The sequence below is a fragment of the Serpentinicella alkaliphila genome, from assembly GCF_018141405.1.
GTDB lineage: Bacteria > Bacillota > Clostridia > Peptostreptococcales > Natronincolaceae > Serpentinicella > Serpentinicella alkaliphila.
Genome location: NZ_CP058648.1, coordinates 2929458 through 2943144, shown reverse-complemented (window position 1 = coordinate 2943144; position 13687 = coordinate 2929458). Strand labels below are relative to the sequence as shown.

Here is a 13687-nt window from a genome sequence, read left to right as displayed (position 1 = left end):
GTATATGGCTAATAAAATAATGGACAAGCTTAATAATACATTTATAGGTAGACTTTTTAAGAGGAGACAAATACAACAATTTTTTGTTGCGCTTATATTTCTAATAAGTATTACAGCTATATTAGCCAATCATTTAATTCCCGAAAAGTTTGACCTAAATCTTGGAGAAACAGCCACAATAAATATTTATTCTCCTAAGGACATTGAAAATAAATGGGAGACTGAACGACTTAGAAGTGAAGCAGCAGAATCTGTGGACTTAATATATAAAGTCGATTTAGGGGTGCATTTAGAGGTAAAGAGAGAAATAGAAAGCTATTTATCATATATTTATTCCGTTAAGGACAATAGTGAATTGGAAAATGATGAAAAAATAAATGCTCTAATTAATAATAACACTTACGATTTGACAGAAGAAACTTTTCAAGCAATACTAAATACATCAAACGAAAAACTTAAATATTTAGAAACATACATATATGAAATTGTTGCTCAAAATATGAATACCGGGCTAAAGGTAGAGGATTTACAAAGGCAAAAAAATGATATTAGAGAATTCGTATTAAACATTAGCGATTTCAGCGTACCTAAAAGAGAATTTGCAATTAGTTTAATTAACACAGCTATTAGGCCTAACCAGTTTTTAGATTTAGAGTTGACTCAGCAAAAAAAACAAGAGGCTATGGAAAGCATACCTAAAGTAATGGTAAAAAAGGGTGACTTAATTATTGAGCAGGGGGAAGTCATTACTTTAGATAAATATAAGTTGTTAGGTGAACTTTCAATATTAGAGGAAGAGAATAAAATTGACTTTATGCTTTATCTAGGGATTTTGCTAATAGGTATAGCTTTCGAGTTATTGATTATTGCATATATTTATGTTTTTAATAAAGATCTCTTATTAAAAACTGATAAGCTTTTAATGATATCAATTATATTTATTACAACATTAATTATTTCCGAGGCAATTGCAAATATTTCTATCTACCTTATACCTGTTGGGGCAAGTGCAATGCTTTTATCAATATTAATCGAACCTAGGCTAGGATTATTAATAAATATATGTTTAACTATATTAATAAGTATTTTAACTGGAAATGATATAATTTTCATTGTAATGGCAATTGTTGGTGGTACAGTAGGTGTATTTAGTGTTCTACACACACATCAACGTTCAAGTCTACTTTTATCTGGTCTTGTAGTTGGAATTGTAAATGTCGCTATAATAATAGGAATATGGTTCATATATAGTAATGAATTTGCAAAGGTCATTAGCCTTACAATATATGGGTTTATTAATGGTGTTTTATGTGCAATACTAACTATAGGGACATTACCACTCTGGGAAAATTTATTTGGTATTGTAACGCCACTAAAACTCTTAGAATTAGCAAACCCAAATCATCCTTTACTAAAAAAACTTTTATTAGAAACTCCGGGAACCTATCACCATAGTATAATCGTAGGTAATTTAAGTGAGTCTGCAACTGATGCAGTTGGTGGAAATCCCCTTTTGGCAAGAGTTGGTGCCTTCTATCATGATATTGGTAAAACTAAAAGGCCGTACTTTTTTAAAGAGAATCAGCTTACATCAGAGAACCCCCATGACAAAATAAATCCATCTTTAAGTAGCTTAATTATTACGGGGCATATAAGAGATGGTGTGGAACTAGCAAAAAAACACAAACTGCCTGTGGAGATCATTGATTTTATAGAACAACATCATGGGAATACTCTAGTAGCATATTTTTATCATAAGGCAAAAAATGATGATAGCATAGATTGTGTAGATGAGCATACATTTAGATATCATGGTCCTAAACCTAGAACTAAAGAGACAGCAATTGTAATGTTAGCAGATTCAGCAGAGGCAGCGGTAAGAAGTATCTCTTCGCCAACAAAGGAAAAAATTGAAAAACTTGTATCAAAAATTATTCAAGAAAAACTAGAAGATGGTCAGTTAGATGAATGTGATTTGACCTTAAAGGAACTCGAACTAATAAAACAAACCTTTATTAAAATTATTTTAGGTATATTCCATGAGAGAATTGAATATCCAGATTTAGATGTAAAGGATTTGAAGGGAAGGAAAGCCAGTGAAACTAGTAATTAGAAATAAGCAAAAATTTATCGAATTAAACAATGAAATAATTGATATGTTTAAGAAAGCAGCTGTAAAATGTTTAAAGCATGAAAAATGGGACAGGGATTTTGAAATAAGTCTGTCATTAGTGAGTAATAAAGAAATTCAACGGTTGAATAAAATGTATAGGGGAAAGGATTATGCAACGGATGTTCTATCTTTTCCATTAGTTGAATTTAATGGAGAAACACCGGTTTTTGATGAAGAAAAGGCCTTAGGTGATATAGTTATATCAACAGAAAAGGCTATTGAGCAGGCAAAAGAATATAATCATTCATTAATTAGAGAGCTAGTGTTTCTATTTGTGCATTCTATGTTCCATCTAATGGGCTATGATCACTTTGATGAAGAAAGTACAAATGAGATGAGAGAAAAAGAAGAAGCAGTATTAACGGAATTAGGATTAATAAGGGAATGAGTGGAGTAAAATATGAGAGTTAGAAAATTACTTGATAGCTTTAACTATGCCTTTGAGGGAATTATATATGCATTAAAGACGCAGCGAAATATGAAAATACATTTTATTGTCACGGTATTTGTGTTAGTTGCAAGTTTGTTTTTTAACTTTAGTAAAGTAGAGATTATTTTGCTGCTGCTCACAATTACTTTAGTTCTTATTGCAGAGATGATTAACACATCTATTGAGTCGACAATAGATTTGATAACTGATCAATACAATATTTTTGCTAAAATTGCTAAAAATGTTGCTGCCGGGGCAGTTTTAATTGCTGCCCTTAATGCTGTTGTTGTGGCATATTTAATTTTTTTTCATAGACTTAATCCATATACACATATGGTGTTAACAAGGGTTAGACAATCTCCGATACATATTACTTTTATCGCATTTTTAGTTGTAATTTTTATAACAATTGGATTGAAGGCATATTTTGGAAAAGGAACAGCAATGCAGGGGGGAATGCCCAGCGGACATGCAGCTATTTCTTTTGCATTAGCCACGTCTATTACTTTTATTTCGGAAAATATGTTTATAGGAACTTTGTCACTATTAATGGCTTTATTAGTTTGCCAAAGTAGAATTGAAACGCGAATACATAATGTTTATGAAATTTTAGTTGGGGCGGTAATAGGGATTATAGTAACAGTAATTTTCTTTCAATTTTTTAGCTAAGAAGATATCACAAAAGAGGGGGATAACAATGAATAATAAATTGAGAACAATGCTTCTAATATTAGTGGTTTTTTCTATTGTTTTAACTGGGTGTTCTACTAAAAAAGAAACTAATGTACCAGAAATAAATGAAGAAGTTATTCAAGAAGAATCCTTTTCTTATGAGGGTCTAGCTAAAAACCCATTAACAGGTCTTTGGATTGATGAAGAAGTTGCTAGTAGAAGACCTGTGGCTATAATGATTAACAATATTAAAATGGCTTTACCCCAAAGTGGTATTTCTGAAGCTGATTTAATATATGAAGTGTTAGCTGAAGGAGATATAACTAGATTAGTAGCTATATTTCAAGAGTTAGAGTCTGAAAAAATTGGTCCAGTAAGAAGCATACGGGATTACTATTTTAATATTAGCTTTGATCATGACGCTATAATAATACACCATGGTGGAAGCCCACAGGCATTCGAGGCTATAAAAACTTTAAAACCGTCAAATATAAATACTCTATCTGGCTTAGAAGGTATTATGACATGGAGAGATGCTGTTAGAAGGAAGCAAAAAGGGATGCTAGAGCACAGTCTATATACAAGTGGGGATAGAATATTAGCTGGTTGGGATAAAGTGAAGTATAGAGTTGAAAGAAATAAAGATTCTAAACCATTTTTTAATTTTAGCGAGGAAGAAATTATACCAATAGGAAAAGAAGCAAATGAAGTGATTATACCGTTTTCTAAAACATATGTTTCTGAATTTATTTATGATGAACAATTACATTTATATAAAAAAAGTCATCATAAAAATTCACATATAGATGAAAATAATTATAAACAATTAGAATTCAAAAATATAATTGTTCAGTTTACAGATATCCGTCTAATTCCTGGAGATGCAGAAGGTAGAAGAGATGTTAAATTAATTGGAGAAGGTAAGGGTCTTTATATAACTAATGGAATGGCTAAAGAGATAACATGGAGTAAAAAAAATCATAATACTCCAACTGTTTTTAAAGATGAGTCAGGTAAAGAGCTAATTATTAACACAGGAAAAACATATATTGGAATTTTCCCTAGTAATAAAGAAATTGAATTAAGGTAGTAAATAGGAGGTAAACATGGACTATAGTAATTTAGTTAAAAAGGCTTTCGAAGCCCAAAAATATGCTTATACCCCGTATTCATCCTTTAATGTTGGTGCTGCGTTACTAACGAAATCTGGAAAAATATATACTGGTTGCAATATTGAATGTGCGTCCTACGGTGCTACAAATTGTGCGGAAAGAACCGCTATTTTTAAAGCAGTATCTGAAGGGCATAAGGATATAGCGGTTATTGCAGTAGTTGGGGCAGAGGATGAGTATACTTTCCCTTGTGGAATCTGTAGACAGGTAATAGTGGAATTTGGAAAGGATATAAAATTAATTATAGCAAAATCTGAAACAGAGTATAAAGTATTTGATATAAGTGAATTATTACCTCATTCGTTTTCGTCAGAGGATCTTAAATAACAAAGGAGTGTTAAGGAATGACTTTTAAGTCAGGTTTTGTTTCAATTATAGGTAGGCCTAATGTTGGGAAATCAACATTAATGAATAAGCTAATAGGCGAAAAAATCGCTATTATGTCAGATAAACCTCAAACAACAAGAAATAGGATTCAAAGTATATATACATCTGAGGATTGTCAAATAATTTTTATTGATACACCAGGTATGCATAAACCTAAGCATAAGCTTGGGGAGTATATGATAAATACAGCTAAGGAGACCTTAAGAGAAGTTGATGTAGTACTATTTGTTGTAGATGAATCGAAAGATATTGGCCCTGGAGATCAATTCATTATGGAACAATTAAGGGAGATTAAAACTCCAATAATTTTAGTAATGAATAAGATTGATTTAATGAATCCAGAGCAGTTTAAAAATTTATATGAGCAATTCAAAGATCAAAATATCTTTGCTGATATTATTGGTATTTCAGCATTGGAGAATGCTAATCTCAATGCATTAGTTGAAAAGATTAAAGACTTTCTTGAAGAAGGACCTCAGTACTTCCCTGGTGATATGATTACAGATCAGCCAGAGAGAGTTATCGTTGCTGAAATAATTAGAGAAAAGGTTTTGCATTACACTGATCAGGAAGTTCCTCATGGTGTAGCAGTCGAAATAATGCATATGAAACCACGAAAAGATAGTGATATAATTGATATTAGTGCGACCATATATTGTGAAAGAAACTCCCATAAGGGAATTATTATTGGAAAAAATGGAAGAAAGCTAAAAGGCATCGGTAAAAGTGCAAGACAAGATATAGAGAGGCTATTAGGCACAAAAGTGTTTTTAGAAACTTGGGTTAAAGTTAAAGAAGATTGGAGAAATAACCAATCCAATTTAAGAAATTTTGGATATGAGTAAATTTTACTAAAAATTACAATGCATAAACATCGTCCCCTTACAAAAAATAGTAGTAAATAAATTTCGAAAGGGGACTTTGAAATGTTAAACGAATCTATTTGGAACATATTTAAAAATACAGGAAATATCGAGGCGATTTTATACTTAAATAAGGTTAAAGATTTAAATAAAGGTGATCTATTGACAGATAAACTATTTGAAAAAATAGCTGTAAATGATCAGGTGAGATAGAAATAAAGTGGGGTTCTTATGTTAATAAAAACAGCAGGTATTGTATTAAAGAATTCAAAATTTAATGAAAATGACAGCCTGCTAGTTATATTTACTAGAAAATTAGGAAAAGTAAGTGCTGTGGCTAAAGGTGCTCGTAACCCGAAGAGTGTACTTTTATCGGGCGTACAGCCCTTTTGTTATAGTGACTTTGTTCTTTATAAAGGTAAAAGTCTTTACACAGTGTCACAGTGTGATGTAAAGCAAAGTTTTTATAAACTTAGAGAAGACTTAGATAGATTAACATATGCTGCCTACCTTTTGGAACTTGTTAGCGCCGAGACTCGAGAAGGACAAACTAACAATAGACTATTTAATCTCCTTGGAAAAACTTTATTAATTATGTCAAATCCTGAAGCGGAGCTAAATACAGTGCTAAGAGCCTTTGAAATTAAATTTCTTCACTATTCAGGTTACACTCCTCAGCTAAATGATTGTGTAAACTGTGGAAGTACTCAACAAACAGGTTGGAAATTTAGTCCTAAAGAGGGTGGGCTTTTGTGTAGTAATTGTCATAGTATAGATTATAAGGCTATAAAAATGTCTGATTATACTTTAAAATTAGCAAAATATCTTCTTGTTAAAGATATAAGTGAAATTCAAAAGCTAAAAATTAGTAATTTTTTAAATTTAGAATTAAGTAAAGTACTAAAAGAGTATATTTTTGTACATATTAATAAACAAAGCTTTAAGAGTTTAGACATAATCGAAAAAATTTAAAATAGGAGTGGTAATATGGTAGATATTAGTTTAGAAAAAATTGATATCGTAAGGGACAGAACAGGAGTGTCATACAAAAAGGCTAAGGAAGCTTTAGAAGCTAACAATGGTAGTGTCGTAGATGCTCTTATTAGCTTAGAGGAAGAAGAAGTAGATAAAGGCTGGACTAAAAATGCCAGTGAGACTGGTAGTGAAATGTTAGAAAAGCTAAAAAAAGTAATTGAAAAGGGTAATGTAACAAAGGTCATACTTAAAAAGGATGACGAAACTATATTGAATATTCCCGTAACAGCTGGGGCTATAGGAGTTATTCTTGCACCAGTTGCAGCTATTTTAGGTGTATCTGCTGCCTTAGTATCTAGAATGAAAGTTGAAATTGTTAAAAAAGATGGGGAAGTAGTAGATATAAATGAGATGGCAGAGTCTAAAATTAATAATCTAAGAAATAATATAACAATAAATATTGACGATGAAGAAGATAGAGATTTTTAATTATAACAACTAATATATAAAAATAAAATTTCGTAGTTTAATATTGGTATAGTAAATGAAAAAAGAGTAAGTACAATAGCCCTAAAAAGATTAGGCTATAATTTAGAGAAATTAAAATTTCCTCTGAATTAAGTCTCATTTTATTGACAATAGACACAATATTTGATAAATTTTATTATAAGATGTGGAAGATTAGCTATAAGTCTTTCGTTCCAGTTGTGGGGTGAAAGGCTTTATGTTTTTAAGTGTTACTAAGGAGGAGTGAAATCATGTCAGAAAAATCGATGGAAAAGATAGTTTCATTGGCTAAATCAAGAGGGTTTATTTTCCCTGGTTCAGAAATATATGGAGGATTGGCAAATACTTGGGATTATGGTCCATTAGGTGTAGAACTTAAAAATAATGTTAAAAAGGCTTGGTGGAAAAAATTTATTCAGCAAAGTCCATATAATGTAGGATTAGATTCTGCAATTTTAATGAACCCCCAGGCTTGGGTTGCATCAGGTCATGTAGGAGGATTTAATGATCCATTAATGGATTGTAAAAAGTGTAAAGCAAGACATAGAGCTGATAAGTTGATTGAAGATTATTTCCATAAAAACAACTTAAATCAAGTTGTAGATGGTTGGTCAAACGATCAAATGAAACAGTTTATAGTGGAAAAGGGTATTGTCTGTCCAGAGTGTGAAGCCAAAGAGTTTACAGACATTAGACAATTCAATCTAATGTTTAAAACTTTCCAAGGAGTTACAGAGGATACAAGTACTCAAATCTATTTAAGACCAGAAACTGCACAGGGTATTTTTGTAAACTTTAAAAACGTACAAAGAACATCTAGAAAGAAAGTACCTTTTGGTATCGGTCAAATAGGTAAATCTTTCAGAAATGAAATTACTCCAGGTAACTTTACTTTCAGAACTAGAGAGTTTGAGCAAATGGAGCTTGAGTTTTTCTGTAAACCCGGTGAAGATTTAGAGTGGTTTGAATACTGGTTAAGCTTCTGTGAAAATTGGTTAGTAAGTCTTGATATGAACAGAGAAAATATTAGATTAAGAGCTCATTCGCAGGATGAATTATCTCATTATAGTAATGCTACTACTGATATAGAATTCAAATTCCCATTTGGATGGGGCGAGTTGTGGGGAATTGCTGACAGAACAGATTTTGATTTAAAACAACATAGTGAGCATTCAGGAGTAGATTTTACATATCAAGATCCAATTACAAATGAAAAATATGTACCATACTGTATAGAACCTTCATTAGGTGCGGATAGGGTTACATTAGCATTTTTAGTAGATGCATACAACGAGGAAGTAATTGATGAGAATGATACTAGGGTAGTTTTAAAATTACATCCATTCTTAGCACCTTTTAAAGCAGCAGTACTACCATTGACTAAAAAGTTAAAGGATGATGCTTTAAAAATATTTGATAGCTTATCTGAAAGCTTTAATGTGGATTATGATGATGCTGGAAGTATAGGTAAAAGGTATAGAAGGCATGATGAGATTGGAACTCCTTTCTGTATTACTTTTGATTATGATTCTTTAGAAGATAATGCAGTAACAGTTAGACATAGAGATACTATGGAGCAGGAAAGAATTAATATATCAGAATTAGAAGTATACTTAAATAATAAACTAAGATTTTAATATAAAAATCAGTCGAAAAAACAAATTTCGACTGATTTTTTTTAAATAATTTAAAAATACTATGGAAAAAATAAAATAATTATGATAAATTATTTATATACTATAGCACATATGATTATTAGTGTAGCACAATAAAGAGGTGATAATGATTCAATTATCTAAAAGACAAGAGAAAATTATAGATATTGTAAAAATGAAACAGCCTGTTACTAGTGAGCAAATAGCATGTAGCTTAAATATTACAAGAGCTGCCTTAAGGCCTGATTTGTCTGTGTTAACAATGATGGGTATATTAGATGCAAGACCAAAAGTAGGTTATTTCTATACTGGAAATGCCAATCAAAATATAATGCTACAAAAAATATCTAATATTAAAATAGAAGATATTATGTCACTACCAATTGTGGTCAATGACCAAACAACATTATATGATACTATTGTCACTTTATTTTTAGAGGATGTAGGTACAATATATGTAAATACTAATGGTAGTTTGAGTGGTGTAGTTTCACGTAAAGACTTGCTTAAAAGTATTATTGGTGGCTCGGATATTAATAAAATTCCAGTAGGAATGGTCATGACTAGAAAGCCTATTGTAACGATACGAAAAAATGAAAATGTTATTGTAGCAGCTAATAGAATAATAGAATATGAAATAGATAGTTTGCCAGTAATTGAGGATTTTGAAGATGAGGGTAAAATCAAACAAAGAGTTATTGGAAGAATTTCGAAAAGTAACATTACAAAACTATTTGTTGAACTTTGTAAAGGTTAGGAGGAGGAAATAAATATGGAAATAAATAATCAGTTAGCAATTTATGTAGTTTCTGACTCCATTGGGGAAACAGCAGAACAAGTTTCAAAGGCAGCAATAAGTCAATTTAACATTCAAGATTATGACATTCGAAGATTTCCATTTATTAATGAACAAAGACAGATTTTAGACCTGGTTGAGGAAGCCAAACACGAAAATTCAATAATAATATTCACAATTGTGAAGGATTGTTTAAAAGGATTTCTTGTAGAAGAAGCAACTAAAAATAATATCTCTATAATTGATGTAATGTCGCCAATTTTGACTGGTTTTACAAAAGTAATTGGAACAGAGCCAAAACGTGAACCAGGTATTATAAGAAAGCTGGATGAAAAATATTTTAGAAAAGTAGAAGCTATAGAATTTGCTGTAAAGTATGATGATGGTAAGGACCCAAGAGGTTTAAAAAAAGCTGATATAATATTAACTGGTATATCCAGAACCTCTAAAACTCCTTTAAGTATGTATTTAGCACACAAGCATTTAAAGGTAGCAAATGTGCCTTTAGTACCTGAAGTTCCAGTGCCAAAGGAATTATACGAGGTGTCATCTGCTAAAATAATTGGACTTACAACTAATCCTTTTAAACTTATTGAAATTAGACAGGAAAGATTAAAGGCTTTAGGTTTAAAAAGTGAAGCAAACTATGCAAGTATAGAAAGAATATTAGAAGAATTAGAATATGCTGAAGGAATAATGAAGAGATTAGGTTGTCCAGTAATTGATGTATCGACTAAAGCAGTTGAGGAAAGTGCAAGTATAATACTTGAAATATTTAGAGAAAAGGGTCATAAATTTTCTAATGGGAAATCCTTTTAGTAATAAAAATTGATAAATATATGATATTACATAATACCGGAGGTGCAGCAATTGAAAAAATTTGTATATGATTTTAATGAGGGTACTGCAGAGATGAAATCCCTATTAGGTGGTAAAGGTGCTAACTTGGGAGAAATGACTAAAATAGGACTACCTGTACCAGGTGGTTTTACTGTTACAACTGAGGCCTGTAACGAATATTATGTTAGAGGTGCAAAGCTTTGGGATGAGCTCAAAGAAGAAATTTTTAATCATCTTGCTGAATTAGAGGGGAAGACTGGTAAGAAGCTAGGGGATCTAGATAATCCACTGTTGGTGTCTGTTAGATCAGGTAGTGTATTTTCAATGCCTGGAATGATGGATACAATTTTAAATTTAGGTCTAAATGATAAATCAGTAGTTGGAATGGCTAATGCAACTGATAACAAAAGATTTGCATATGACAGCTATAGACGATTTATTCAAATGTTTGGTGATGTAGTTTTGGAGATACCTAAATATAAATTTGATACTATACTTCATAGAAGAAAAAATGATAAAGGAATTGAACATGATACCGAGTTAACATGGGAAGATTTAAGAGATATTTCTGAATTATATAAAGAAGTAGTTAGAAAAGAAAAGAATATAGAGTTTCCTCAAGATACTAGAGAGCAGCTATTAATGGCTACTGAAGCTGTATTTAAATCATGGAACAATCCTAGGGCAATAATATATCGTAGATTAAATGATATTCCAAATCATCTAGGGACAGCAGTAAATATTCAATCAATGGTATTTGGTAACATGGGAGACACATGTGGAACAGGAGTTGCATTTACTCGAAATCCATCAACCGGAGAAAATCTATTATATGGAGAATTTTTACTAAATGCACAAGGTGAAGATGTTGTTGCTGGAATAAGAACGCCAAAACCAATAGCTGAACTTGATAGATTAATGCCTGAAGCATATCAACAGTTTGTTGATGTATGCAATCTTTTAGAAAAGCATTACAGGGATATGCAGGATATTGAATTTACAATTGAAAATAAAAATCTATATGTGCTACAAACTAGAAATGGAAAAAGAACTGCTGCTGCAGCAATTAATATTGCAGTGGAGATGGTAGAAGAAGGGTTAATAACTAAAGAAGAGGCTATAATGAGAGTTGAACCAAACCAATTGGATCAATTATTACATCCTACATTTGATAGTGAACAACTAGCAAAATCCACATTATTAACTAAAGGTCTACCAGCGTCTTCAGGGGCAGCGTCAGGAAAAGCATATTTTACTCCTGAGGATGTTGTTCATGCAAATAGTTTAGGTGAAAAAGCAATTCTACTTCGTACAGATACATCTCCTGAGGATTTAGAAGGTATGGTAGCCTGCCAAGGTATACTAACAGCCAGAGGAGGTATGACTTCACATGCGGCAGTAGTTGCCCGTGGTATGGGTAAATGTTGTATTGTTGGAGCTGGGGAAATTAGAATTGATGAAGAGAGCAAAACATTTACTATAAATGGTAGAGTTTACAACGAAGGTCATGCTATTTCATTAGATGGTAATACTGGTGATGTTTATGATGGGGAGATACCTACTAAAAGCCCTGAATTAATAGGTAATTTCGAAGTTTTAATGGCATGGGCGGATGAAATTAGAAAATTAAAAATAAGAACTAATGCTGATACACCAAAGGATACGAAACAAGCAATTATTTTTGGTGCTGAAGGAATTGGATTATGTAGAACAGAGCATATGTTCTTTGAAGAGTCAAGAATTGCAGTAGTTAGACAAATGATTCTTTCAAGAAATGTTGAAGAAAGAAAGGATGCTTTAGAACAATTATTGCCGATGCAAAGACAGGACTTTATTGAAATCTTTAGAGAAATGGGAAGTAGACCAGTAACTGTTAGATTACTAGACCCGCCTTTACATGAATTCCTACCTCATGAGGAAGAGGATATTGTAAAACTTGCAAAAAAAATGAATATTTCAGTTAGTCAACTAAAAAATGTTGTGGCAGAATTAAAAGAAGTAAACCCTATGCTTGGTCACAGAGGTTGCAGACTAGCAGTAACATATCCAGAAATTTATGAAATGCAAGTGAGAGCAATATTAGAGGCTGCTATTATTCTTAAAGAAGAAGAAAATCTAACTGTAATACCAGAAATAATGGTACCTTTAGTTGGGCAGTTAACTGAGTTAAAATATATTAAAAACCTTATGATAAAAACAGCAAATGAAGTAATTCAAGAAAAGGGTGTAAAAATTGACTACTTAATTGGAACAATGATTGAAGTTCCTAGAGCAGCTATTACTGCAGATGAAATTGCTGAAGAAGCGGAATTTTTCTCATTTGGTACAAATGACCTTACTCAAATGACATTTGGATTTTCAAGAGATGACGCTGGTAGATTTATCGGAGAATATGTTGAGAAGAATATATTAGAAAAAGACCCATTCCAAAGATTAGATAGAGCTGGGGTAGGTAAGTTAATAAAAATAGCTGCAGATTTAGGAAAGCAAACTAGACCCAATATTAAGCTAGGTATATGTGGAGAGCATGGCGGAGACCCATCATCAATAGAGTTCTGTCACCAATTAGGATTAGACTATGTGTCATGTTCACCGTTTAGAGTGCCAATAGCAAGACTTGCAGCTGCACAGGCGGCGCTACGTCTACCTCAAAAATAGACACGTTCTCCTATTTAATTGGAGACGTATAAACATGAACTTAGATGTGTAACCAAAAACGATAGCTCTCTATAGCGGCGGTATATGATTACAAAAGTGTTGGGATAAACAACAAATATTAATTAAAACAATAAGACAAATAGTCTAAATGCCTAAAATGGACTATAATATAAAAAGTGTAGGGTATTGAGCTTGATTTCATTAATGACTTTAAGTTTAATACCCTATTTTATTAATTTTTTACAAAGAAGTCTAATCAGATTGAGATTAATTATATTATTGTATCATTATATTCATTAAGGATTAATAATGCTGAATCGTTCCATAAATGATAAATTCATTTAAGAAGACAGTTAAAAACACCTAAACTGTTTTTTATAAAAGGAATTTTATTATACAAAGACAACTTTATAAAGCATCTCACTAGTGTTCAATAAATCTATAATATCGATTTGCAATTTATAAATACCAATAGGTTCATATACTACTATAAATTTAGACATAGAAATAGCCAGTACCTTTGCTAATATAGTTCATTACTCAAAACCAACTAAATTCC

Annotated in this window: 13 protein-coding genes; all 13 read left to right on the top strand. The window is 31.5% G+C overall.

Annotated elements, in window-relative coordinates; genetic code table 11:
* The first annotated feature begins 4 nt into the window (after positions 1-4).
* The 13 genes from HZR23_RS15020 to ppdK all read left to right on the top strand — a co-directional run bounded on the left by HZR23_RS15020 (position 5) and on the right by ppdK (position 13128).
* A complete protein-coding gene (locus tag HZR23_RS15020; RefSeq protein WP_132847297.1) occupies positions 5-2113 on the top strand; it encodes an HD family phosphohydrolase in 2109 nt (702 codons plus the stop codon).
* Entirely contained in the window at positions 2097-2561 is a 465-nt protein-coding gene (gene ybeY / locus HZR23_RS15015; protein ID WP_132847296.1) for an rRNA maturation RNase YbeY, read from the top strand. Before HZR23_RS15020 ends, ybeY begins: the two co-directional genes overlap by 17 nt.
* A 12-nt stretch (positions 2562-2573) precedes the next feature.
* A complete protein-coding gene (locus HZR23_RS15010) occupies positions 2574-3272 on the top strand; it encodes a diacylglycerol kinase (protein ID WP_132847295.1) in 699 nt (232 codons plus the stop codon).
* A 28-nt stretch (positions 3273-3300) separates the two neighbouring features.
* Entirely contained in the window at positions 3301-4365 is a 1065-nt protein-coding gene (locus tag HZR23_RS15005; protein WP_132847294.1) for a DUF3048 domain-containing protein, read from the top strand.
* A gap of 16 nt (positions 4366-4381) precedes the next feature.
* The gene (locus tag HZR23_RS15000) at positions 4382-4774 is read left to right on the top strand and encodes a cytidine deaminase (protein WP_132847293.1); all 393 of its coding nucleotides are present in this window, start codon (positions 4382-4384) and stop codon (positions 4772-4774) included.
* 17 nt (positions 4775-4791) lie between these two features.
* The gene (era, locus tag HZR23_RS14995; protein WP_132847292.1) at positions 4792-5679 is read left to right on the top strand and encodes a GTPase Era; all 888 of its coding nucleotides are present in this window, start codon (positions 4792-4794) and stop codon (positions 5677-5679) included.
* 81 nt (positions 5680-5760) lie between these two features.
* On the top strand, positions 5761-5910 hold the full coding sequence (locus tag HZR23_RS14990) for a hypothetical protein (RefSeq protein ID WP_165913584.1): 150 nt from the start codon (positions 5761-5763) through the stop codon (positions 5908-5910).
* 18 nt (positions 5911-5928) lie between these two features.
* Positions 5929-6669 (top strand): DNA repair protein RecO, encoded by a 741-nt coding sequence (gene recO / locus HZR23_RS14985; protein WP_132847291.1) that lies wholly within the window; start codon positions 5929-5931, stop codon positions 6667-6669.
* A 15-nt stretch (positions 6670-6684) separates the two neighbouring features.
* A complete protein-coding gene (locus HZR23_RS14980) occupies positions 6685-7161 on the top strand; it encodes a DUF4342 domain-containing protein (RefSeq protein WP_132847290.1) in 477 nt (158 codons plus the stop codon).
* A gap of 269 nt (positions 7162-7430) precedes the next feature.
* The gene (locus HZR23_RS14975) at positions 7431-8816 is read left to right on the top strand and encodes a glycine--tRNA ligase (protein WP_207667820.1); all 1386 of its coding nucleotides are present in this window, start codon (positions 7431-7433) and stop codon (positions 8814-8816) included.
* Between the two features lie 139 nt (positions 8817-8955).
* Positions 8956-9591: a helix-turn-helix transcriptional regulator gene (locus HZR23_RS14970; RefSeq protein ID WP_132847289.1), complete on the top strand. Its 636-nt coding sequence runs from the start codon at positions 8956-8958 to the stop codon at positions 9589-9591.
* A gap of 15 nt (positions 9592-9606) precedes the next feature.
* A complete protein-coding gene (locus tag HZR23_RS14965; RefSeq protein ID WP_132847288.1) occupies positions 9607-10449 on the top strand; it encodes a pyruvate, water dikinase regulatory protein in 843 nt (280 codons plus the stop codon).
* A gap of 93 nt (positions 10450-10542) precedes the next feature.
* Positions 10543-13128, top strand: a complete 2586-nt coding sequence (gene ppdK, locus HZR23_RS14960; RefSeq protein WP_243098152.1) for a pyruvate, phosphate dikinase — start codon at positions 10543-10545, stop codon at positions 13126-13128.
* Positions 13129-13687: the final 559 nt, after the last annotated feature.

Coding starts and splice junctions, on each gene's coding strand:
- HZR23_RS15020 (WP_132847297.1), top strand. CDS start 5: ATGGCTAATAAAATAATGGACAAGCTTAATAATACATTTATAGGTAGA.
- HZR23_RS15010 (WP_132847295.1), top strand. CDS start 2,574: ATGAGAGTTAGAAAATTACTTGATAGCTTTAACTATGCCTTTGAGGGA.
- HZR23_RS15005 (WP_132847294.1), top strand. CDS start 3,301: ATGAATAATAAATTGAGAACAATGCTTCTAATATTAGTGGTTTTTTCT.
- HZR23_RS15000 (WP_132847293.1), top strand. CDS start 4,382: ATGGACTATAGTAATTTAGTTAAAAAGGCTTTCGAAGCCCAAAAATAT.
- era (WP_132847292.1), top strand. CDS start 4,792: ATGACTTTTAAGTCAGGTTTTGTTTCAATTATAGGTAGGCCTAATGTT.
- HZR23_RS14990 (WP_165913584.1), top strand. CDS start 5,761: ATGTTAAACGAATCTATTTGGAACATATTTAAAAATACAGGAAATATC.
- recO (WP_132847291.1), top strand. CDS start 5,929: ATGTTAATAAAAACAGCAGGTATTGTATTAAAGAATTCAAAATTTAAT.
- HZR23_RS14980 (WP_132847290.1), top strand. CDS start 6,685: ATGGTAGATATTAGTTTAGAAAAAATTGATATCGTAAGGGACAGAACA.
- HZR23_RS14975 (WP_207667820.1), top strand. CDS start 7,431: ATGTCAGAAAAATCGATGGAAAAGATAGTTTCATTGGCTAAATCAAGA.
- HZR23_RS14965 (WP_132847288.1), top strand. CDS start 9,607: ATGGAAATAAATAATCAGTTAGCAATTTATGTAGTTTCTGACTCCATT.
- ppdK (WP_243098152.1), top strand. CDS start 10,543: ATGAAATCCCTATTAGGTGGTAAAGGTGCTAACTTGGGAGAAATGACT.